18 protein-coding genes are annotated in these 22,458 nt (G+C 46.5%); 7 read left to right on the top strand and 11 right to left on the bottom strand.

Annotated features, from left to right (window positions below; all coding sequences use genetic code 11):
* Positions 1 to 237 precede the first annotated feature (237 nt).
* The 7 genes from QUA62_RS17350 to gatB form a co-directional block, all read right to left on the bottom strand.
* A complete protein-coding gene (locus QUA62_RS17350; RefSeq protein WP_333405654.1) occupies positions 238 to 372 on the bottom strand; it encodes a hypothetical protein in 135 nt (44 codons plus the stop codon).
* Positions 369 to 572, bottom strand: a complete 204-nt coding sequence (locus tag QUA62_RS17345; protein WP_172186847.1) for a hypothetical protein — start codon at positions 570 to 572, stop codon at positions 369 to 371. The genes QUA62_RS17350 and QUA62_RS17345 overlap by 4 nt, the downstream gene beginning before the upstream one ends.
* A gap of 199 nt (positions 573 to 771) precedes the next feature.
* Positions 772 to 2,004 carry a pentapeptide repeat-containing protein gene (locus QUA62_RS17340; RefSeq protein WP_333405653.1) on the bottom strand — a complete coding sequence of 411 codons (1,233 nt, stop codon included), beginning with the start codon at positions 2,002 to 2,004 and terminating at the stop codon, positions 772 to 774.
* A gap of 107 nt (positions 2,005 to 2,111) precedes the next feature.
* Entirely contained in the window at positions 2,112 to 2,750 is a 639-nt protein-coding gene (locus QUA62_RS17335) for a Uma2 family endonuclease (protein ID WP_333405652.1), read from the bottom strand.
* Positions 2,751 to 2,830: 80 nt separating this feature from the next.
* A complete protein-coding gene (locus QUA62_RS17330; protein WP_190663032.1) occupies positions 2,831 to 3,406 on the bottom strand; it encodes a Uma2 family endonuclease in 576 nt (191 codons plus the stop codon).
* 43 nt (positions 3,407 to 3,449) lie between these two features.
* A complete protein-coding gene (locus QUA62_RS17325; RefSeq protein ID WP_333405651.1) occupies positions 3,450 to 4,616 on the bottom strand; it encodes a pentapeptide repeat-containing protein in 1,167 nt (388 codons plus the stop codon).
* A 372-nt stretch (positions 4,617 to 4,988) separates the two neighbouring features.
* Positions 4,989 to 6,491 carry an Asp-tRNA(Asn)/Glu-tRNA(Gln) amidotransferase subunit GatB gene (gatB, locus tag QUA62_RS17320; protein WP_333405650.1) on the bottom strand — a complete coding sequence of 501 codons (1,503 nt, stop codon included), beginning with the start codon at positions 6,489 to 6,491 and terminating at the stop codon, positions 4,989 to 4,991.
* 96 nt (positions 6,492 to 6,587) lie between these two features.
* Here gatB and QUA62_RS17315 point away from each other — a divergent pair, with 96 nt between their 5' ends.
* The 4 genes from QUA62_RS17315 to QUA62_RS17300 all read left to right on the top strand — a co-directional run bounded on the left by QUA62_RS17315 (position 6,588) and on the right by QUA62_RS17300 (position 16,026).
* Positions 6,588 to 6,935 carry a hypothetical protein gene (locus tag QUA62_RS17315; RefSeq protein WP_190663030.1) on the top strand — a complete coding sequence of 116 codons (348 nt, stop codon included), beginning with the start codon at positions 6,588 to 6,590 and terminating at the stop codon, positions 6,933 to 6,935.
* Positions 6,936 to 7,033: 98 nt separating this feature from the next.
* Complete coding sequence (locus QUA62_RS17310) at positions 7,034 to 10,309, top strand: PAS domain S-box protein (protein ID WP_333405649.1); 3,276 nt, start codon at positions 7,034 to 7,036, stop codon at positions 10,307 to 10,309.
* A 374-nt stretch (positions 10,310 to 10,683) separates the two neighbouring features.
* Positions 10,684 to 13,893: an EAL domain-containing protein gene (locus tag QUA62_RS17305; RefSeq protein WP_333405648.1), complete on the top strand. Its 3,210-nt coding sequence runs from the start codon at positions 10,684 to 10,686 to the stop codon at positions 13,891 to 13,893.
* A 543-nt stretch (positions 13,894 to 14,436) separates the two neighbouring features.
* Entirely contained in the window at positions 14,437 to 16,026 is a 1,590-nt protein-coding gene (locus tag QUA62_RS17300; RefSeq protein ID WP_333405647.1) for a glycoside hydrolase family 57 protein, read from the top strand.
* Positions 16,027 to 16,924: 898 nt separating this feature from the next.
* On the opposite strand, the gene QUA62_RS17295 is transcribed toward QUA62_RS17300, so the two are convergent.
* The 3 genes from QUA62_RS17295 to QUA62_RS17285 all read right to left on the bottom strand — a co-directional run bounded on the left by QUA62_RS17295 (position 16,925) and on the right by QUA62_RS17285 (position 18,355).
* Positions 16,925 to 17,107, bottom strand: a complete 183-nt coding sequence (locus QUA62_RS17295; RefSeq protein WP_333405646.1) for a hypothetical protein — start codon at positions 17,105 to 17,107, stop codon at positions 16,925 to 16,927.
* 172 nt (positions 17,108 to 17,279) lie between these two features.
* Positions 17,280 to 18,167 (bottom strand): radical SAM protein, encoded by an 888-nt coding sequence (locus QUA62_RS17290; protein ID WP_333405645.1) that lies wholly within the window; start codon positions 18,165 to 18,167, stop codon positions 17,280 to 17,282.
* A complete protein-coding gene (locus QUA62_RS17285) occupies positions 18,164 to 18,355 on the bottom strand; it encodes a hypothetical protein (RefSeq protein WP_333405644.1) in 192 nt (63 codons plus the stop codon). The genes QUA62_RS17290 and QUA62_RS17285 overlap by 4 nt, the downstream gene beginning before the upstream one ends.
* Before the next feature lie 449 nt (positions 18,356 to 18,804).
* On the opposite strand from QUA62_RS17285, the gene QUA62_RS17280 reads away from it, so the two are divergent.
* The 3 genes from QUA62_RS17280 to QUA62_RS17270 all read left to right on the top strand — a co-directional run bounded on the left by QUA62_RS17280 (position 18,805) and on the right by QUA62_RS17270 (position 21,506).
* Entirely contained in the window at positions 18,805 to 19,599 is a 795-nt protein-coding gene (locus tag QUA62_RS17280) for an ABC transporter permease (RefSeq protein WP_333405643.1), read from the top strand.
* A 222-nt stretch (positions 19,600 to 19,821) separates the two neighbouring features.
* Positions 19,822 to 20,685, top strand: a complete 864-nt coding sequence (locus QUA62_RS17275) for an aldo/keto reductase (protein WP_333405642.1) — start codon at positions 19,822 to 19,824, stop codon at positions 20,683 to 20,685.
* 143 nt (positions 20,686 to 20,828) lie between these two features.
* Positions 20,829 to 21,506 (top strand): GIY-YIG nuclease family protein, encoded by a 678-nt coding sequence (locus QUA62_RS17270; RefSeq protein WP_333405641.1) that lies wholly within the window; start codon positions 20,829 to 20,831, stop codon positions 21,504 to 21,506.
* A 99-nt stretch (positions 21,507 to 21,605) separates the two neighbouring features.
* Here the strand turns inward: QUA62_RS17270 and QUA62_RS17265 are convergent, their stop codons facing one another.
* A complete protein-coding gene (locus QUA62_RS17265) occupies positions 21,606 to 22,454 on the bottom strand; it encodes a DUF3598 family protein (RefSeq protein ID WP_333405640.1) in 849 nt (282 codons plus the stop codon).
* Positions 22,455 to 22,458: the final 4 nt, after the last annotated feature.

The raw sequence follows: 22,458 nt of genomic DNA, 5'->3' as shown, positions 1-22,458 counted from the left end.
ATTCGGAAGCACAGGCGAGACGCCCGTGCCACGATAGACGGATATGGATAAAAGGGCGATCGCTTTTTGTTTAATCAAACTGTAAGAGTGAAAACAGCTTTAGGGTGGAAAGTAGCTATAAATATCTTTCCGGTGAAGAACTCTTGCAAAAGTAACTGTTTCGCCATCAAAATAAAAACCTATTAGATAGTCGCAAACCCGAAACCGATACGCATTATCATCGCCTTTCTATTTTTTTCAGTTAACTATTGTCTGTAAATCATTAACGTTGGGAATTTCCGCAAAAGCAAACTCCTTGATTTGCTGAAAAACAGGCGTACTTTTAAGAGCTTTTAAATCCTTCACAAAACTGGGCAGATATTCTACCTTCATTCTGTTTCCAATTCTGCTAGTGCTTGCCGTAAATTTAACGGCTTTTCATTTTTTACTTCGCGCATAGCCAACAGAAGTCCTCTATCTTCGATAGCTTCTAGGAAATACTGATAGTCGGTATAATCTAGAATGACTTGACTAATGTTGCCTTCGGCATCTAATATCAATTTTTTGGCAAGTGGATAATCTTCTATCTTCATATACTTTTATGTTGAGGTGAGTTGGGAGGGAATGATGGTTCTATTTTAACAGCGATTTTTTTTACAAGGTTTGATGATGGTCGATTCCCTACGGGATAGCTACGCTTCACGGGACTTTTTTTGAACTGATCCATCGCACAGGCGCGACGCCCGTGCCACGATGGATGCAGATGGATGAAAGGGATCTCGCACTTACCGACTAAACCTCTTCAAAAATTGCGCCTCGCTGCTGTAGATTCACCTGCATCTCCTCATCCATTCCTGAATTGTTCCCGAATCTGGCTGACTCGACATTCGCACCGCTGAAATTAGTATTTGTTAAGTTCACTTCCAGCAGGTTTGCGCGGCTCAAATTGGCACCGCTGAGATTAGCTAAAGCTAGACTTGCTTTGTGCAAATCGGCACCGCTTAGATCGGCATTTCCTAAGAAAGCGCCGCTCAAATCTGCACCGCCGAATTTGGCATTTTGCAGGCTGGCGTCGCTGAAATCGGCATCGTTTAAGGTTGCACCCCGGAAATTTACCCGATCGAGATTTGCGCTGCTAAAATCCACTGCACTTAAAGTCGTTCCGCGCAAGGTGCTACCCGCGAAATCTAGTGCTGGATTGAGATTGGCGATTTTGGCCAACTCCACAAAGTTGTCGGTTTCAGCGGAAATAATGCGATCGACCATTTCCTGCAATTCCGATTCAGCTTCCGGGGCAATTTCCACTTCGCGCGGTTCAACCGGAGGTAAATTGTAGGACAATAGCGCCCAACTGAGGGCAGGTTGGAGTTTATTTGCGTGCAGGTATATAGTCAGGATTCTTTCTAAAACCGAATGTTGATTTGGCGTGATATCGTGCGGCCACAAACCCTCCGCATCTGTGAGATTAATATCTTCTTTAGCAACTTCAAAAGCCGCTGCCATCCGAAATTCTTTGCCAGCTAATTCTCCCAGCTTAGCACTTTTTAGCAAACCTTTTAATACGGATTTGCGCTGTTCAACTGCAAAAACCCAAGCTGGCGTTGTATCATTCCTTATTGTGGAAACGTGACACCGTATGCTCTCTGTTTCCTTGATTTTTTCCGCATTTTCGCCGCCCTGAACTCCGCGCTGACTTTCGCTCACTAAAATTTCTGCACTGTTTTGAATGGGCAGAGTTTCTTCTATTGGCAAAAGCTGGAAAGAACCGACTAACTGACGTGATGCTACGGGTATTTCGCAGTTTTCTAGATAGAGTTTGAGCGTCCCGCCTTGCAGACCAAATTTGACGCGACCGCCGAGCAGCGGTTCCCAATGCTCGTTAAAATTCAGACTCAAGTGAATGTCGAGCTGCTGGGTTTGGGGTGCAACCGATGGAACTGGAATTGCTTCTAATTGCATCCACAAGCAATCTGGGTATTTGTTGTGAGACTCTAGCGATCGCATATCGGGTAGAATTGCTGGCACTACCAGCCTGTAATTGATATTTAAATTAGTTTATCATCTCTATTTTATCACACTACACCTTTTTTTTGTGGACAAAATTGTAAATTTTGTTTAATTTGATCCGCAACTCATTGGTTTTGCTGAATTTGGCTTTTTACCCAATTCCGAAATGCTTTCACTAATTCCAAATAGTCCATTGTTTCTGCTTGTTCCAAAAATCTGACAATCTCTAATATCGGTAAGCTGGGAAATGCTAAACTGATCTCGCCCTCAACGTATTCTCCATTTTCTAATCTGTTGATTCTGAGCCGCGCTCCATTATAAATCCAAACTTCCGGCACTCCCAGATCCGCATAAACCTGCAAGCTATTTTCCGAACGGCTGGTAATATCAATTTCCACCACTAAATCCGGCGGCGGATCTTGAGTTAGGTCGATTCTTTTTTTGCCTTTAACTGCACTAATATTCTGAATGTAAAAACATTTATCTGGTTCTGCACCGCTAAGTTCAGGACGTTTGAATGTCGTAGAACCAAGAGGCTCAATTTTCACATCTAATTCTTCAGCTAAGGTTTCAACAAATCGACCCAATACTTCTTTGAAACGTTCGTGTTCTGGGGAGGGTACCATAATTTTCAAATTGCCACGATTATATGTCAATCGAATTTGCCGATCGCCGATTTCGGCTAGCAAAGTTTCGTAGGTTTGCCAACTGATACCCGATAGCTCGACAATTTGTTCGGGTGGAGCGAGAGTTTGAGCGGTCATAGTGCTACTTTGGTGAAGAGTTCGTAGGCGCAAGCCGGGGCGTAGCCATCGCACTTTTGTATTATATCATCGAAGGAAGCCTAGGCGGGAAATACCAAAGACAAATCCAGAGACAACTCGGGAAAATCAGGAATTACCACCGTCTGATTTGGCAAAACAACTCGTTGCAATTGATAACTATAACTCCCGTTTTGTTTCTGATAAGGTTCGCTGTGCATTTCCAGTTGATTATCAACCAAATTAAATATCCAATAATTAGAAATTCCAGTCTCAGCATAGAGAGACAGCTTGGTTGTGCGATCGTACTTCAACGTAGAATCCGATACCTCAATTACCAACAAAATATCAGCAGGCTGCGGGTGAGAAGAGAAATAACGATCGGCTCGATTGCGGGCAATCACAACATCAGGCTCTGGTTCGCTATCATCAGACAAAATAATTGGCTCTTGCGCGCGCACAAGAGCGCGTCTTGCCAGTAAAATGATTAACTCCTGAACTAAAAGACTGTTACAAGAAGAGTGCAGCCTACCTTTAGCAGCCATAATGATAATTTCTCCGCGAATCAATTCAACTCGCTCATCGGGGGCGAAAAATCCCAGTTCTCCCAAACGGTGATATTCGGCGATCGAGAATCGTTTTGCAGTTACGGCAGTCATAGCTTTTCTTACCCTCTACAATTACCAACCTTTCCAATTAATTCTACTCAAAAATCCCGCCCCGTGCCGTCAATTCAACCTTCAGGGTATCCGAAATTCCCAAACAACAAAAAAACTTTGCATTTTTCACTACTGTATTTGTCAAATCAGCGCGGCTAAAATCAGCACCGTTTAAATTCGCACCGCTCAAATTAACACCACTTAAATCAGCATTCTTCAAATCAGTATTTGTCAAATTTGCATTTACTAAAATCGCATTCGGTAAATAAGCACTGCTCAAATTGGCGCCCGTTAAATTTGCACCGCTCAAATTCGCCCGGGGCAGCTTTGTCCGCAAATCAGCACCGCTCAAATTGGCGCTGCTGAGTTCAGCATCCCGCAAATTAGCATTGCACAAATTAGCATCAATTAAAATAGCAGCGCTCAGCAAAGCACCGCTGAGATCGGCCAAAGTCAAATCTGCGCCTCGGAGGTTGGTTTCGCGCAAATCCGCACCGTTAAAATCAGCGTAGTGCAAGTCAAAACCGCTTAAATTAGCCCCAGCAAAATCCTCAATCGGATTCAAACCAACTGTTTCTACAAGTTGTACAAAACTCTTATTTTTATCAGTTAAAAACAGTTGCCGGACGATCGCCAATTGCTGCTGTCGGTACTGGTTAGCCTTCTCGTAATCTGCTAAATACTTGTAAGCAAGCTTCAAATTCTTGAGAGCATTGCGCTCAATGCGATCGTCCTTGCTGGCGCGCGCGATCGACAACTGCTCGTGATAGCATTCGATCGCACCAGGCAAATCTCCCTTAGCATCGTAAGCTAGTGCCAAATTCCCCAAAGTTTCCAACTCAGAGCGCCCGTCGCCAGTGTCCCGCGCGATCGCCAAACGCTGTTGCTGGTAATCAATAGCACCAGAAAAATTCTCCAGAGCACAACAAGCATTGCCCAGATTTCCCAAAGCATTTGCCTCGCCCCGGCGATCGCCAATTTCCCGCGCTAACACCAAATGCTGCTGGTAGCACTCGATCGCCTGAGCATAATTTCCCAGCGCTTCGTAAGCTACGCCCATATTACCCAGCGCCGCACCCGATCGCCGCTTATCGTCCATTGAGCGATACAGCGCCAGCGCTTCCTGCCAAGAACCCAGCGCCGCCTCAAATTGACGCGCCTGATATTGCGAAATCCCCTGCTTGATTAGCTCGCTAGCTTGTTCGCTCATAATGTCAAAATTAGTTAATAACTAAAGTTGATATTAATCGACTCAAAGCGGTAATTGCTAATCAGTAATCAGTAATCGGGGATCGGTATCGTTAATCCCCCTCTCCCCCATCCGTATTTTCACGTCCGTGGAAAAAAAAGACAAAAAAAGAGAGAGCTACCTAAGTAACTCTCTCTGCCATCAGGGTGCATCTACATAACAAAATATAACACGAGAGGGATGAGGGGTGTCACCCCCAAACGTGAAGATGTTGTAAAGAAATGTAGACTAATTATAAAGTTACGAGCCAGCAAGAAGGGCGAGGGCGCGGCGAGATCGGGAAAAACCGATCGCCCGCCGCTGTATCTGCTACACGACCCCCTTAATAATTGCTTAGCCTGGGCCGTTAAGCTTCGCCGCCAGCAGCTCATTGGTCAGTTTGGGATCGGCCCGGCCGCCCGTTTCCTTCATCACCTTGCCGACAAAAAAGCCCAGCAGCTTAGTTTTACCGGCTCGGTACTGTTCGAGCTCCTTGGGATTGGCGGCTAACACCGCATCGATCGCTCGATCGATCGCCCCAGTATCCGAAATTTGAATCAAACCCTTGCTCTCAACGAACTTCTGAGGCGAACCACCGTTTGCCAGCAACTCCGGCAAAATATCCTTAGCGATTTTGCCACTGATCGTACCGGCATCAATTAGCCCCAGCAGTTCGGCTAAATCCTGCGGTTGGAAAGGAATTTCTGCGATCGCCAGTTTTTCATTTTTCAGATAAGCAGTAATATCGCCCATCACCCAATTCGCAGCTTGTTTAGCCACAGCACCAGCGGCGATCGATTTTTCAAAATACTCCGCCACCGCTTTGTCGTCAGTCAGCACCCGCGCGTCGTAGGGAGAAAGACCGATCTCAGTTTCGTAGCGATTGCGCTTTTGGGCCGGCAATTCCGGCAGTTGAGCTTTCCAATCCTGCAATTGCTCGGCCGAAACTTTGATCGGAGGCAAATCCGGTTCCGGGAAATACCGGTAATCGCTTGCGCCTTCCTTAACCCGCATACTGAAAGTACACTGCTTGTTTTCATCCCAAAGTCGCGTTTCTTGGACGATGGTTTCGCCATTTTCCACAGCTTGAATTTGCCGCTCGATCTCGTAATCGATCGCCCGTTCGATCGCATTAAAAGAGTTCATATTTTTAATTTCCACCTTCGTGCCGAACTCTTTTCTGCCCACGGGGCGCACGGAAATATTCACGTCGCACCGGAGCGAACCTTCCTGCATATTCCCGTCGCCAACACCGATGTAGCGCACGATCCGGCGCAATTCTTGACCGTATTCGGCAGCTTCCGCGCCCGATCGCAAATCCGGTTCCGAAACAATTTCGATTAGAGGCACACCGGCGCGGTTGTAATCCACCATTGAATAAGTTGAACCGCTCAACCGATCGCTGCCGCCGTGAACCAATTTTCCGGCATCTTCCTCCATGTGCAAGCGAGTGATCCCGATTTTTTTTCTAGTAGAATTTCCCTTCTCGTCCACCAGTTCAATTTCTAGCCAACCGTTAGTAGCGATCGGCAAATCGAACTGAGAAATTTGATAATTTTTCGGCAAATCGGGATAGAAATATTGCTTGCGGTCAAACTTACTGTAAGGTGCGATTTCGCAGTTGAGAGCCAGCCCTGCTTTCACCGCATACTCCAGAACTCTTTGATTTAATACTGGCAACACTCCAGGCATTCCCATACAAATTGGGTCAATGTTAGTATTTGGGGTATTGCCAAATTCTGTAGAAGAACTGGAGAAAATTTTAGTATTCGTACTCAATTGACAATGAGTTTCGAGACCGATAATGGCTTCGTACTGAGTTTGGTTTTTTATCGAAGAGGGTGCAGCAGCAGTCATAAGCAATTTTAAAGACTGAATAACTTTAGATTTTATTTTAGCTTTTTATTGACCAAAGTGAGTGGAGATTATTTGTAGGTAGCCGCAGTTTCATTGGTGTCAACAAGCGCGTCAAACCCTTTGTTCGGCAGGTTTAAACCCCTGCCGGACTTTGAGAAAGCGTGTTTAGTTGAGACACATGGGGCTCTGCACAGGCAACGCCCTGCTACAGATGGGCGATCGACCCAAGCCCCCAGCCACGCCGATCTCCTTTCGATCGCCCCCAAACAACAACTCTGTGCAAAAATATACTTAGCGCCTGCTCCTGCCCGTACCCTTCCCTTACCCAGGAGAGTTTTAGATCGATCCACCACAATTGCCGATCGATCTGCACCCCAAATCCTTTTACTTGCAGTCTTTAATAACGCCGCCCGCCTCCAACGATCGGCTCCACGCACAGACTAAAAACTAAAAATGTATAATTTAACAGGAAATTACATATTTTTAATTTTTAAGCTTTAATTTTGAATTCTAAAAGTAACACTGGCCTAAGTGTCAAAACTATGCGTAAATTTCCAGTTGAAAGTGCCACACTGTTTCAGAACAGCATCACTGAGCTAGAGAAGGCGGAATCAGCCCTCGAACTTGCTTGGAACGAACTCGAAAAACAAACAGCAGAAACCATTGCTCACATGGCCAAAGCCGGCTCAGCAAACACACAGGAAATTAGCGAGATCTTTGCCGGGGCGAAGCAACTCCGGCAGCAACTTCAAACTCAAATAAAAAAAGCCAACTCGCAGCGGGAATTTCATCTAGAAAACTCGCCAATGGCAGTTATAGAGTGGGACAGGGAATTGCGGGTAGTGCGGTGGTCGCCAATGGCAGAACAACTATTTGGCTGGAGTGCAGCAGAAGCAATTGGCAAATGCTGGCACGAATGGTCAATAGTTTATCAAGAAGACTTTGAAAAAGTGTGCGCCCTCAAAAATCAACTCTTAGACAGCAGAGAAACCCGCAACGTTTGCCGCAACCGCAACTATACCAAAGATGGCTCGATAATTTACTGCGAATGGTACAATTCTGCACTCATCGATGAATCGGGAACAGTAGTTTCAATTCTATCTTTTGGTAGAGACATAACCGATTGCCACCGCACTCAAGAAGAACTGCACCGGCGCGAACAAGCTTTCAGCACCCTAGCGGAAAATGCGACCGATATCATCGCCAGGTTCGATCGAGAATTCCGCCACCTTTACATCAACCACGCAGTAGAATCAGCAACCGGAAAACCCCCCGCAGAATTGATGGGCAAGAGCAACAGAGAATCAGGAATGCCACCACACTTGTGCGACCTGTGGGACGAGACTTTTCTAAAAGTTTTTGACACTGGCAAACAAGAAACCATAGAATTTGAGTTTCCCACTCCCGAGGGCATAAAACATTACCACTGTCGAGTCATTCCCGAGTTTGCTGAAGACAATTCAGTAGAAACAGTGTTATCCATCGCCCGCGACATTACAGAGCTTAAACAAGTCGAAGCTCAGTTGCGACAAAGCGAATCCAAATTTAAAGCCATAGTTGATTCTAACATGATCGGCATAATTTTTTGGGATCTTAACGGCAGCATTACAGATGCCAACGCCGCTTTTTTAAACACGGTAAATTATACGCGGGACGAACTGCTTGCCGGAAGAGTTAACTGGCAAGAAATGACACCGCCAGAATATGTGCGTTTAGATACAGAAAAAGTTGCCGAACTGAAGGCTAGAAATACGGTTGTTCCCTTTGAAAAAGAATTTATACGCTCCGATGGTAGCCGCGTTCCGGTGCTGCTGGGCAGCACATTTTTAGAAGGAACGCAGCAGTTAGGCGTCAGTTTTGTGCTGGACTTAAGCGAGGGCAAACAGGCAGAATCAGAACTGCAAAAACATCAGCAACTTTTAGAGAGCATTGTTACAACTATCCCCAACTTTCTTTACATTTACGATGCAGTAGAAAACAAAAATATTTATGCAAATGAATCAGTCACAGCCATACTCGGCTACACTGCCAAAGAATGGCAAGATTTTGGTACAGATGCTGTCGCTAACTTAGTTCATCCCGAGGATCTGTTAAAGCTAATTACAGGTATGGAGCGACTAAAACACAGCAGCAATCCCTATGAAACGGATGACAGAGACTACAGAATTAAACACAAAAATGGGGAATGGCGCTGGGTGCACGATCGCTCAACAATCTTCACAAGAACCCCAGACGGACAAATGAGGCAAATTATCGGTTCCGTACTCGACATCAGCGATCGCAAACAAGCCGAAGAATCATTAAAACAGCAAAAAGAACTGCTGCAAACTATCTTCGACAACGTGCCGATTATGCTCGCATTCTTAGACAAAAACGGTCAAATAAACTGGGTAAACCGCCACTGGGAAAAAGTGCTCGGCTGGAGTTTGGCAGAAATCAAAAACCGCGATATCTTGGCCGAAGTTTATCCGCAGCCAGAATACCGTCAATACGTTTTGGATGAAATCCAAGCAGCAACTCAGAAATGGAGCGACTTCAAAACAAAAGTTAGAGACGGGCGAATTATCGACACTTCTTGGGCAAATGTTCACCTTTCTGACGGCAGTTGTATCGGAATAGGTCAAGATATCACCGAACGCAAACGAGTAGAATTTGAACTCAAAGAACTCAACGAAACTTTAGAAGCTCAAGTCTCTCAGCGTACCGCCGAATTAGAAACTTTTTTTGATGCCTTGCCCGATCGCATTTTTGTGGTAGAACGCAAAAATATGCGCCTGACTTTTGTCAATCAATCTGTTGCCAAAACTGCTGGCTTAAATAGCAGAAAAGAGATGCAGGGCAAAACTATTTTTGAATGTTTTTCCCCAGAAATAGCCGAACAATTTTGTAGGAAAAATTGGCAGGTATTTGAAACAGGCGAAACTATGCACTTGCAGGACAAATTTGTGATAGCTGGCGCCACTACTTACTACGATACTTTTAAAATTCCCCTCAGAAATCTCGACGGTGAGGTTTATGCTTTAATTGGCACTGCTCGCGATATCACTGAGTTGGTAGAGACAAAACAAGCTTTGTCAGAACGCACAGAGCAATTAGAAGCTGCCAATCAAGAATTAGAATCTTTTTCTTACTCTGTTTCCCACGACTTGCGCGCACCTTTGCGACACATTTCAGGTTTTGTAGAAGCGTTGAAGCAGCGCCTCGAAGCAACTGAGGCTGTGAGCGATCGCAAAATAGTTCACTATATGGAAATAATTGAAGACAGCAGCCAAAAAATGAGCCTGTTGATTGACGGTTTGCTCGCCCTGTCGCGGGTGAGTCGCACCGAGTTGAGGCAAATTCCGATCGATCTGAGCCGTTTGGTACAAAATGCGATTAAATTGACTAAACCCCCAACCGTCGCAGACCCGACCCAAACTCTCCACAGCGTTGAATTTGCAGTCGGAAATTTACCGACGGTAATGGGAGATCCAACCTTGCTGCAACAGGTGTTCAGCAACTTGATTAGCAACGCCGTCAAGTTCAGCCGCGGGCGCACTCCGGCTACAATAGTTATTGAGGGTTTACCTGATGGGACGATTTTTGTCAAGGATAACGGGGTGGGTTTTCCGATGGAATATGCCGATCGCCTGTTTGGAGCCTTTCAGAGGCTGCACTCCCAGAGAGAATTTGAAGGGACGGGCATCGGTTTGGCGATCGTCCAGCGGATTATTCACCGCCACGGCGGCACGGTTTGGGCCGAAAGCCTACCTAGTCAAGGAGCCACGTTTTACTTTAAACTAGGGCAAACAATCTCAAACGGTAATATAGATTCGTAAGTTAAGTGTATAAGAGTTTTAAATTCAGAATTTAAAACTCTTATACACTTAAATAAGTCACAATCGGTGAGATCATCCGAATTTTGGTGTGACAGGAGTGTTCACTGTTAGAGATGGAAGCGAAAGATATAGGCTTGGCTGTGAAAGATGCTCGTACTCCTAAAAAACGCTCTTTTAAAAATTGGGACGATCCCCAATTGGTTCGATCAGCCCTCGACTGCAGGTGCTAAATAAAGGTCTTGCGAATAGAGTATATAATTTATTTTGCTAATAATAACTAAAAATAATATCCCGATAAAATTAACCACAAAACTCCGTCTAAAAAATTACTAGCAAAAACACGAATAACCACTTGAAAACCTCCCCAATTCCTTATGTTAGATATAAATCAGACCAACTATCTACTAAAAATGGTAGCGGAATCAACATTAAAATTGTTGATTATCGAAGACATGGCAGAAGATATGGAATTAATAGTGCTCGCCTTAGAAGCGGGGGGGGTAAATTTTAATTGCGACACTGCAGAAACAGCAACAGAGTGCAGAAAACTGCTCGAGAATTGCCAGTACGATGCTGTACTCTCAGATTACCGCCTCCCCGGCTTCAACGGTTTAGAAGTATTGAAATTAATGCAGGAATTAGGGCAAGACATACCCTTGATTTTAGTAACGGGAAGTTTGGGAGAAGAAGCAGCAGTTGAGTGCATCAAAGCCGGAATGACCGATTACGTATTAAAAGGGCGCCTGTTTAGGTTGCCAACAGTCTTAGAACGATCGCTCCAAGAATACAAAATGCGGCGCCAGCAACAAGAAGCGATCGCCCAAATTCAGCGGCAAGCTCAGCGAGAAGCGATCGCCAACCGCATCCTCCAAGCCATGCGCTTCACCCTTGTACTCGACGAAGTGCTGCAAACCACCGCAGATCAACTGCACGAAGCTTTAGACATCAGCGCCTGCGCCATCTTGCAGCCAGATGCTGAAGGCGGCATCAGAATTCGCTACATCAGCAAAGGAGCCGACAGAGAACGGTTTGTCGGGCTAAATTGCAAAGTGGCCGAACACTTCCGCTCCGGGCTAGCGGCCGGGGAAACCCTGATCATCGACGAGTTATCGACACTTTGCCCGTCCCTGCAAGAATCAGCAGAGTTGGTAGGGTTTCGCGGCGTCGCGATCGCGCCGCTGCTCTACCAGCGGTCATTTTTGGGAGGAATTAGTCTCTATCAGTGCGCTCGGGCGCGCTCTTGGAGCGCCGAAGAACTGTCGCTACTCAAAGCCATAGCCGATCAGTGCGCGATCGCGATCCACCAAGCCGAACTTTACCAACAAGCCCAAACCGAACTTGCAGAACGCAAGCGCGCCGAAGCAGCAGTCTGCGGCATCCAGCAGCAGCTAGCCACAATGGCAGCCAACATTCCCGGCTCAGTCTACCGCACCGTGCTGCATCCAGACGGCACAATTTCCATGCCCTACATCAGTCCGGGCGTGCGCGAAGTTACTGGGTTCGGGGCCGAAGAAGTGATTTCGCACCCGGAACTCTTGACCGAAATCATCCATCCAGACGACAAAAGCTCGTTTGACAGCCGCGTAGCAGCATCAAGAGCGACTCTTTTGCCGTGCGATCGGCAGTACCGCATCGTTCTGAGATCTGGGGAGGTTAAGTGGGTGCAAGACAGCGCTAAATTTTCCAAAAACGAAAACGGCGACGTAATTATAGACGGAGTAGCGCTCGACATCAGCGATCGCAAACAAGCAGAATCAGCCCTGCGCCAAAGCGAACAGCGATTTCGCTCGCTGATTGAAAACGCCACAGACATCACGATCATTCTCGACGCCGAAGGAATCTTCCGCTACATCAGCCCTTCCGTCAAGCGAATTTTAGGATACGCGCCCCACCATGCGATCGGCCGCAGCGCCTTAGAAATAGTTCACCCCGACGACTGCGCCACGATCGCCGAAACCCTCCACAAAGCCATTGAAAACCCCAAAAGAAGCCTGTGCCCAGTTGAGTACCGAGTCCGCCACCGCAACGGTTCCTGGTGTTATGTAGAAGCTGTAGCCACCAACTTGCTTTACGATCCCGCAGTCGAGGGAATCGTGATTAACTGTCACGATATCACTCAGCGCAAACTCGCCGAAGAACAACTGCTGCACGATGCTTTTCACGACGCCCTCACCGGATTGCCTAACCGATCGCTATTTACCGATCGGCTCGAACACGCTCTGAGGCTGGCAAAACGGCGCAAAGACTACTTGTTTGCCGTGCTGTTTCTCGATTTAGATAGATTTAAAGTAGTCAACGATTCCCTCGGCCACGCCATCGGCGATCAACTGCTAGTAGCGATCGCGCGGCGTCTGGAAGCTTGTCTCAGACCCGGAGATACAGTGGCCCGCCTCGGAGGAGACGAGTTCGTGCTGTTGCTCGAAGACATCGAGGGCATCAATGAAGCTACCACCATTGTCAACCGCCTGCAAAAGAAAATCACCTCCCCTCTGCTTCTAGACGGACACGAAGTATTTATCACCGCCAGCATCGGCATAGCTTTGAGTTCTGGCGAATACGTGGAACCGACAACCCTGTTGCGCGACGCTGACACAGCAATGTACCGCGCCAAAGAACTCGGCAGATCCCGACACGAAGTTTTCAACAGTTCCATGCACGCCCACGCTTTGCGGCTGTTGCAGCTAGAAAACGACCTGCGGCGGGCGATCGAATCCATTAGAGAGCCGGCCAGAGAAGAAGACTTTCCCCCATCCCCCGAATCAGCCTTACCTCCCTTATCCGCAGCGCCCCAGTTTATTATTCACTACCAGCCGATCGTGTCGATCGCCACTAACACAATTACCAGTTTTGAGGCCCTAGTGCGCTGGCAGCATCCAGAACGCGGCTTAGTTTCCCCCGGCGAATTCATCACCATCGCCGAAGAAACAGGCTTGATCGTACCCCTCGGCCGCTGGGTACTCCGCACAGCTTGCCACCAAATCCGCCAGTGGCAGCAGCTATTTCCCAGCAACCCCCCCTTGAGCGTTAGCGTCAACATTTCTGTCAAACAGTTTTCTCAACCAAATTTAATCGAATACATCGACCAAGTTCTCGCAGAAACTCACCTCGACGGCAGCAGTTTAAAACTAGAAATTACCGAAAGCGTACTCATAGAAAATTCCGAATCAGTAACAGCAATGCTGGTGCAGCTCAGAACCCGAAACATACACTTGTGCATTGATGACTTCGGCACCGGCTATTCCTCGCTCTCCTACCTGCACCGCTTCCCCACCAATACCTTAAAAATAGACCGCTCTTTTGTTAGCAGGATGGGAGGTGAATTCGATTTCAGTAAAGGAGGCATTGACCCGACAGAAATTGTGCGGTCGATCGTTACTTTGTCCCACAATTTAGGCATGGATGTAGTAGCCGAAGGAGTCGAAGAAGCCTCGCAACTATCTATACTAAAAGGGTTAAAATGTGAGTACGCCCAAGGATTCTTTTTCTCAAAGCCAGTAGACTCTCAAACAGCAGCAGCCTTAATCCGACAGCAAGCAGAAAATCAGAATTTGCTGACATTTAGTTTGTTAGAGAAAGGCCATTAAAAAAACACGGCATTTTGTGAGTCCCGTTTCAGCATAAAATCTTAAAATATTTTAAAGCTGTGCCTAACTGGCGTCAGTTAATAACTACGGCATCCAAATCACTGTCAACGACCCAGGTCTCAAGACACGCTTGCTTCGGGCCTCAGACTTAAACCATAGTTGACCAGAGGCGTACCTGCGTACTACGTTAACGGTAAGAGTTAAAGGCCTACCAGGGAATGCTCTCGCTAGTTCCTTGCCAAGCGAAATTTAGGATTAAACAGACTTATTAGGTTAAATTAGTGTCCTAGATATAGTACCGGCCCTTAACGAAGGCGCAAGCTAACATTACCCCTCTCATAGAGGCTCATAAAGGAGCGAACATTATGCGATCGCCGGTTGCGAGGTTGGATGTGGTAATTGTCCCACTGAAAGTACATTACAAAAGTACACTCCCATCTAGCAATCCTCGTGTAATGGAAAGATTCACGGCGGTTGAAACCGCCTAGCCGTTTCCCTCTCAGGTCTAAAGACACGCTCGTTTCCCACTTACCGAATTTTTTTATGACTATTGGCTACCTCGCACTCGTTCTCCACGCCCACTTGCCTTTTGTCCGCCACCCCGAAAGCGACTACGTTTTAGAAGAAGAATGGCTGTTTGAGGCGATCGCAGAAACCTACATTCCCCTGCTGCAAGTCTTTGAAGGACTCAAGCGCGACGGCATCGACTTTAAAATTACCATGAGCATGACGCCGCCCTTGGTTGCCATGCTGCGCGACCCCTTGCTGCAAGACCGCTTCGACGACCACTTGGCTAAACTCGAAGAATTAGCGGATCTCGAAATCGAACACAACAGCGGAAACGGTCACCTCCGCTATTTAGCAGAACATTACGCCGCTCACTTCTCTCAAGTTCGCAACTTTTGGGAAAAGTACGATCGAGATTTAGTCAAAGCCTTCAAAGAACACCAAGATACCAACAACCTCGAAATCATCACCTGCGGCGCCACCCACGGCTACCTACCGCTGATGAAAATGTACCCCGAAGCAGTTTGGGCACAAATTCAAGTAGCCTGCGACAACTACGAAGCAAACTTCGGCCGCCGACCAAAAGGCATTTGGCTGCCCGAATGCGCCTACTACGAAGGCTTAGAACGGATGTTAGCCGACGCCGGCCTCCGCTACTTTCTCACAGACGGTCACGGCATCCTCTACGCCCGCCCGCGTCCCCGCTACGGCAGCTACGCCCCAATTTTCACCGAATGCGGAGTCGCAGCCTTCGGCCGGGATCACGAATCCTCGCAGCAGGTTTGGTCTTCCGAAGTCGGCTATCCAGGCGCGGCCGAATACCGCGAATTCTACAAAGATTTGGGCTGGGAAGCTGACTACGATTACATTAAGCCCTACATCATGCCCAACGGCCAGCGGAAAAATACCGGGATTAAATATCACAAAATCACCGGTCGCGGATTGGGTTTAGGCGATAAACAGTTGTACGATCCGTACTGGGCACGGGAAAAAGCAGCCGAACACGCCAGCAACTTTGCTTTCAACCGGGAACGCCAAGTTGAACACCTAAACGGCATTATGCAGCGTCCGCCGATTATTGTTTCGCCTTACGACGCCGAACTTTTCGGTCACTGGTGGTACGAAGGGCCTTGGTTCTTAGATTACCTGTTCCGCAAGAGTTGGTACGACCAAAATACCTACGAGATGACGCACTTAGCCGATTATTTGCGGGGAAATCCGACTCAGCAAGTGTGCCGCCCGTCTCAGTCTAGCTGGGGTTTCCGGGGTTTCCACGAGTATTGGCTCAACGATACCAATGCTTGGATTTACCCGCACTTGCACAAAGCTGCGGAACGGATGATTGAGTTGGGAAGCATGGAACCTGCGGATGAATTGCAGTGGCGGGCTTTGAACCAGGCTGCGCGGGAAGTGCTGCTAGCTCAATCTTCTGACTGGGCATTTATCATGCGTACAGGAACGATGGTGCCCTATGCAGTGCGGCGGACTCGATCGCACTTAATGCGCTTTCACAAGCTTTACGATGAAGTGAAAGAAGGGAAAGTTGATTCGGGTTGGTTGGAGAATGTTGAGGAGATTGATAATATTTTCCCTGAAATTAACTATCGCGTTTATCGACCGCTTTAAGTCTCGTTTCCCCTTTCATCCTGTCCCCCCAGCCCTGCTTAAGGGAGGGACAGGATGTTAATTAAAATTATAGGTGATGGGGCGATCGCCATGAGTGGAATGAGAGGGGCGATCTTTGGTTGAGAGTGTGAGTGCGATCGCATTTTTGGTCTGGAAAGGTCGATCGCACTTTATGTCTTTTTCTCAACGCGCAGGCGAGCCCCTTTTTGGTATGGAAAGGTCGATTGCCGAGGTCCGCAAATAGCCAGCTAATTATAAAGAAAGCTGCCAGAATTCACTCAAATAGAAGCGGAACCAAATCGAGAAATTTAACTCGCGAAGTTAAAGCGATTGTTAGTTGAAACCCGAAGCCAAGTATTTGATTGTGCTAAATAATTGCCGCAGTTGCGAGGAGACAGCAATACTGTTGATATTAAGGCGAAAAATTATTCTCTCGAAAGTTATCCTAAAATCGAAAGTTTTTCCATTGAAGGCGGCAACTTGTGTTTTTGCCGAAGTTCCTGAATTTGCGATCGCGCAAATATCAAAACCAAGTTGAAGAATACTTAAACTACCTGATTGCCCATCAAGATTTGTTCTAGCAGACAATATCCACAATTCGCGGGATGGTGGAAATCGAACAGGTGGAATTGAACCGGAAGAAGAGAGGGAACGTCAGTGCGATCGCGAACAACTAGAATTATACAAGCAAAAGGAACACGAGCAGAAAGATGGCGCTCAAGAACAAATGGAAATCGGCCGGAAGAACGAAGACAAACAGAAAAAGCGAGCTCGCCAAGTTGAGAATATCATCTTTTTTTGTCGGATCTGCGATCGGAGGCGGACAAATCTTTTGGGACAGCTATCCCCTAATCAAAGATACACCGATTAAATGGCAACCCGATTTTTCCCTCCCCCTTCATCCCTTCACGGCGACGATTATCTGGAGTTTGCTTTGCGGTTTAATATTCGGCTTGCTGATACTGGGTATCCTGCCGCTGGCGAGAAAAATATCCCCCAGAATCTTGCCACTGGTAAGAAAAATATTGCCTAGGTAAAGCGGTGCGTGACAGTCAATAGTAAATGACTGCGGTGCAATCATTTTTCACCGTCACCCACCCTACGACTGATACAAAACATTGTATTCGTAAGGAAACGGCATTGCCCTGTCCTTTAGCAAAACCTAACGGGAATACAATTTATCAAACAAAAAACCGGGTTTCTGCTCAAACCCGGTCACCATGAATACAAGCAATATTAACACGGATCCAACCTCAATTTTTTAATAATTTTACCCCCATCTTTACCTTGTCCAAAATCGTCTTTTGCGAAACACAAGTAATCAGACAAAGCTTGCCGCAATTCAAAGTATCGCGGCGGACTTTCTGAGCTTTTTCACCGTACCAAATCTCCCGGGCGCTGGCATTTTTCACATTACCAATCACGGGAAACTCATCGCACAATTTCACATCACCGCGCGTATCAATCCAGTAATTCCGCAGTCCAACGCGACAAGGACGAGTTGAATCAGGAGCTTTTTCTTCGGCAAAGTGAGGAATCATCAATCGCAACACTTCATCGCTGTTCATAATCGGAGCACCGTTATTCTTCATTTCAATTAGCCGCTCGATTACCTGTGAAAATTCCTCCATGTCTTCTTTTTCAATCCACAATTCCTCGTATGTTTCTGGCGTCCAGCGGTTGACCGGTTGGAAGTTCACCGTCGTCGCCCCAATTCCCTGAGCCCAAGTGACTATTTCCGGGAGGTGGCGGAAATTGAGTCGGTTCATTGTCGGTTTGACGTTGATCGGAAACAATACGTTCTGTTTTTCTTGTTCTTCGCGCAGATAACCGATTCCTTTAGAAAGTCTGTCAAACAATCCCGGTTGACCTCGCAAATAATCGTGCAATTCTGCATTCGGCCCGTCAACTGACATATTCACATTAAAAGGACGAGCAGCGACAGTTTTGGCTGCGTTTTCCCTGGTCATGCAATAGCCGTTTGTGGTGACGCCGGCGTGAATGCCATTTTTATTCGCAAAGGCCAGCAAGTCTAGAAAACCTTTTTTAATATAAGGTTCGCCGCCACTAAAGTTGATTGAAAATTCGCCCACAAATTCTTTGACGCTCAAGAGGGCATTTTGCCATTCTTCGATCGTCAAATTTCGTCTTTATATTCTTTAAGCCGCCAATACTCGCACTGGCGACATTTAACATTGCAGCGCTCATTGACGATTCCGTAAAAAGTTACTGGGCTCGTCATGTCGTATCCTGTATTGATCCGCAGCGATTCGGCTACTGCACTCTTGGTGTGCTTGACGCCCAGTCTCGATAAAGTTAAAGCATCCATGTCTTTTTTTCCTTACGTGTTGTTAGTTAAGTCAATTTCTCGCACCCTCTTTTGTACGTATAATTACGCATTGCTGATGACGTATTCCTTTTGAGTACGTATGCCCCATCCTAAGTGTTCCCTTTGGGTATGGCTAGATGTTTTTGAAATATTTATAATCTTAAGAGTTGTAACATATTAGTATTTCATATCAATTGAGCGATGCTTTGTGTTAAAACATGAATCCTGCTTAATAATTGTCAAAATATATTGGCTTAAGATGGACTGAAATTAATAATTGTAATTTTTGTTTAAATTTTGTTAAATAACTAAATACTACGTGTAAATAAAAGTATTTAAGTAAGCGATCTCAATAATTTAAAGTTATAGTGAAATGAGCAGCCTCTACAGCAGCTAACTTCACACAACCTTTACAATAAGATGAAATGTAAGTATTTCAACGGGGAAAAATGGCTATAAACATGGGACGATATTTGCACGTACTGAAATTGTTCTGGGGTGCGGCGATCGCAGCGGAACTAGAATACCGAATCAACTTTGTCCTCGCGACCCTCAGCAGCCTCGGAAATCTTGCGGGCAGCTTGTTTGGGCTGTTTTTGTTCTACCGTACCGACTACACGTTTGCCGGCTATTCATGGGAAGAGGCTTTAGTTGTACTCGGTATTTTCACGATTTTGCAGGGGTTTTCGTCAACCTTTCTAGCACCTAATCTCAGCCGTATTGTCGATCGAGTGCAGCAAGGTACTCTCGATTTCGTACTCCTCAAACCCATCAGTTCCCAATTCTGGCTATCTGCAAACACAGTTTCGCCTTGGGGAATCCCAGATTTAATCTTCGGCACCGTATTGCTGCTGTATGCTGCTAACAAGTTGGGAGTAGAAATCGGCAACTATTTTTTAACAGCAATACCGCTGTTATTCGGAACTATTACTCTTTACAGTATATGGTTTATGTTAGGGGCCACCAGCATTTGGTTTGTCAAAATTTACAATGTTACCGAAGTCCTCAAAGGATTGTTAGAAGCGGGTAGATTTCCAATGGCAGCTTATCCCGCTGCTTATCGATTTTTCTTCACTTTCGTAGTTCCCGTTGCCTTCTTGACGACTGTGCCAGCAGAAGCCATGCTGGGGAGAGGTGAAAGCGTTTGGATGGCAGGGGCGGGGATATTGGCGATCGGGCTGTTATTTTTCTCCCGCTACTTTTGGCAATTTGCACTCCGGTTTTACACCAGCGCTTCCAGCTAGTTAAGTAGGTAGGTAAGCTGCTGCACATCTAGATTGTCTCTTATGTTTGAGAGGGAGAAGATTTGACAGGTGGGGAATAGGGAATTGAAATATACATTTTAAAGGCCCAACAGCTTATCTAATTTTTTTTTTCTACTTACTTAGATAGTTAAATAAATTTAAGACTTCAATTTATCCTTGAAAGGTAAACTGGGAATAAACCACGCAAACGCAGGCAAACCAATGAAAAGAAAAAAACTGGGTAACAGTAATTTTACTATCAGCGCGATCGGTCTTGGAGGTATGCCAATGTCCTTAAGCAGCCGGCCACCAGAATCGCAATCAATTGCGGTAATTCACCGCGCCCTCGATTTGGGTGTCACCCTAATTGACACCGCAGATTCCTACTGCCAAGATGAATCCGACAAACACCACAACGAGCAACTGATTGCCAAAGCTTTGGAACAGTACACCGGAGATACTCGGGCGGTTACTGTCGCCACTAAAGGCGGCTTAATGCGGCCTCAAGGTGCATGGACGCGCAACGGCAATCCCCATCATTTGCGCCAGACAATTCGCGAAAGTTTTGAAGCGTTGGGCGGCGAGAAACCGATCGACCTTTGGCAATATCACTCGCCCGATCCCGCTTATACCATCGAAGCAGCCCTAGCACCCGCAAAAGAAGCAGTAGAAGCAGGAATGATTCGATTTATTGGAGTTTCCAACTTTTCTGTAGAGCAGATCAAACGTGCCCGCGATACAGTAGAAGTTGTCTCCGTGCAGAATCAGTACAATCCGTGGCACAGACAGCCGGAATCAGACGGCGTTCTGGAATATTGCGAAACCGAAAAACTGACATTTTTTCCCTGGAGTCCTTTGGGAGGAAGCCGCCGCGTCACCAGCTTGCAAGATATACCCGCGATCGCCCAATTAGCCGCAGAAAAAAACGTTTCAGTTTACTGTATAGTATTAGCTTGGTTGATGGCTCAATCGCCCTGCGTCGTTCCGATTCCCGGTGCGACCAAAGTATCGAGTATTGAGGACTCTGTGGGGGCGCTCGAAGTTAAATTGACTGACGAGGAATTGCAACAAATTGCCGCAAGTTAAGTATATAAGGGCAACAAAAACAATAGAACAGGCTTTCCGGCCTGTTCCACAAACAGAACTTTATTGTGGGGTGGGCCGGAAAGCCCGCCCCTGAAAGTGGGATTGAATGAGTAAATTTGACATTTTTTGAGGAATTGGGTTTTATGGAAGCTAATCAAGTGAATGCCGATCGAGACGTAGCAATTGAACATCAAAACGTACCAGTCGCCCATGAAGGACTGCACAACTTTTTATACAGTTCCGACTCAGAACACAGCGCCGTTGCTGCAACTCCGGCATTAGAAAATGACGGGACGCAAATAATGGCGATCGATACATGGCGCGATTTGGCAACTAACGCGAAAGTCGCCGGCGTTTACGCTGTAATGGACACTTCCCGCAACACTCAGTTTATCGGTTATTCGCGAAATATTCTGCTTTCAATTAACGGTCACATCGCCCAAAATGGCGCCGAAAATTGTGCTTTCCTGCGCGTGCAAACTTTCAAATTCCCGAAGCGGGAAGAAATGGAAAGTTTGCGGGATGCTTGGATAGCAGAAATTGGCAGCATTCCGCCTGGAAACGGTGCTGAAAGCGAAATGTGGGCGAGTACAGTAGGCCAAGCGGCGCGCGCTGCTATGTCTGCGGAGGAACAAAAAGCTTATGAGGAAAAGAAGCTGAAATTACGTAAAGCAATGGCAGATTCCAGTCTTACCAAAGAATTAGAAAATGCCGCCCAAACTGACGGCGAACGCGCTAAGGATTTGGAAGCGGCTGTTAATAATGATGACTGGAGTGCGGTGATTCAATCGCAAACCCAGGAAACAAAGTCCGGCGAATAAAACTCGCAGATACATAAACTTTTTTCCGCCCTAAATGGGGCGGGTTTATGTAAATTATGGGTGGAAATTAAAGAGTGTTTGTGAACCCGCTCATACTAATCAATGACTAACTTTGCGTTCAGTAACTAAAGTCAAACTTACCCATTCACCCCGCTCATTGTAACTGCGAATCATCCGAAACCGCAAGTCTGGTTCTACCAACCAACCAGCCTCGAAAAATAGAGGTTTTCTCAATTCAATCTTGACAGGTAAAGTGCAAGAACCGCCGTCAGGAAGGAGCACAACTTGCACGGGCGAAGCACCTTCGTTAAAGTGCAGAACTGAACCGTCAATGCTGGCGCTAGAACTGATAACAGTAGCATTACTGCCAAAAGTCATTTTATGCACTAGGCGATCGCTACTTTCTAAATGCAATTGCATCTTGGTAGAATAGGAATCAGTAGAACGCCAATCTGGATACATTGTCACGGCCTCGCCTTCCCACTCTCCCAGCAAATCCTCAACAGTTAAAGGCGGACGTTCAGGGACATTTTTATCAAGCTGCTTTTCCCTAATTAAGATAAGTTTGGATAAATGGCCGTCGGTATTGTATGTCAGAGGGAAGCGCAATCGGCGATAATTGTAGATAAAACCAAACTCGGCACCGCACTCAGAATAAGGCGCTAGTTGAATAGTACCCTGAGAAAAAGCTCCATTCTCAAAAAATAGGATATCTCGTCCCAAAGCTTGATATTCTCGAACAAGTTCGCTGACTTCCGGTTCGCCGCCACCGCTAGGATTTGGGGAAAAGCGACGGAGTTTCAATCGCACATTTTTGTTGTCATTGAAACCTTGGAGAGAAATAATGCTAGGAGTATCTTGAAGTACCTCTCCTCGCGTTGATAGCTGAGTGAAGGAACCGTGCCATTCTCCCAAGTTTTGCAGAAAATTTTCCCACTGCGCTACCATATTT

The organism is Microcoleus sp. MON1_C1, assembly GCF_036701945.1.
In the GTDB taxonomy this organism is placed as follows: Bacteria; Cyanobacteriota; Cyanobacteriia; order Cyanobacteriales; family Microcoleaceae; genus Microcoleus.
This window is presented reverse-complemented; position numbering and strand designations above follow the sequence as displayed.

Bases quoted from the DNA above. Each gene is read 5' to 3' on its own strand.
- QUA62_RS17310 (WP_333405649.1), top strand. From the start codon at position 7,034: ATGCGTAAATTTCCAGTTGAAAGTGCCACACTGTTTCAGAACAGCATC.
- QUA62_RS17305 (WP_333405648.1), top strand. From the start codon at position 10,684: ATGTTAGATATAAATCAGACCAACTATCTACTAAAAATGGTAGCGGAA.
- QUA62_RS17265 (WP_333405640.1), bottom strand. From the start codon at position 22,454: ATGGTAGCGCAGTGGGAAAATTTTCTGCAAAACTTGGGAGAATGGCAC.
- QUA62_RS17270 (WP_333405641.1), top strand. From the start codon at position 20,829: ATGGAAGCTAATCAAGTGAATGCCGATCGAGACGTAGCAATTGAACAT.
- QUA62_RS17300 (WP_333405647.1), top strand. From the start codon at position 14,437: ATGACTATTGGCTACCTCGCACTCGTTCTCCACGCCCACTTGCCTTTT.
- QUA62_RS17330 (WP_190663032.1), bottom strand. From the start codon at position 3,406: ATGACTGCCGTAACTGCAAAACGATTCTCGATCGCCGAATATCACCGT.
- QUA62_RS17325 (WP_333405651.1), bottom strand. From the start codon at position 4,616: ATGAGCGAACAAGCTAGCGAGCTAATCAAGCAGGGGATTTCGCAATAT.
- QUA62_RS17285 (WP_333405644.1), bottom strand. From the start codon at position 18,355: ATGGATGCTTTAACTTTATCGAGACTGGGCGTCAAGCACACCAAGAGT.
- QUA62_RS17275 (WP_333405642.1), top strand. From the start codon at position 19,822: ATGAAAAGAAAAAAACTGGGTAACAGTAATTTTACTATCAGCGCGATC.
- gatB (WP_333405650.1), bottom strand. From the start codon at position 6,491: ATGACTGCTGCTGCACCCTCTTCGATAAAAAACCAAACTCAGTACGAA.
- QUA62_RS17295 (WP_333405646.1), bottom strand. From the start codon at position 17,107: ATGATTGCACCGCAGTCATTTACTATTGACTGTCACGCACCGCTTTAC.
- QUA62_RS17350 (WP_333405654.1), bottom strand. From the start codon at position 372: ATGAAGGTAGAATATCTGCCCAGTTTTGTGAAGGATTTAAAAGCTCTT.
- QUA62_RS17345 (WP_172186847.1), bottom strand. From the start codon at position 572: ATGAAGATAGAAGATTATCCACTTGCCAAAAAATTGATATTAGATGCC.
- QUA62_RS17335 (WP_333405652.1), bottom strand. From the start codon at position 2,750: ATGACCGCTCAAACTCTCGCTCCACCCGAACAAATTGTCGAGCTATCG.
- QUA62_RS17280 (WP_333405643.1), top strand. From the start codon at position 18,805: ATGGCTATAAACATGGGACGATATTTGCACGTACTGAAATTGTTCTGG.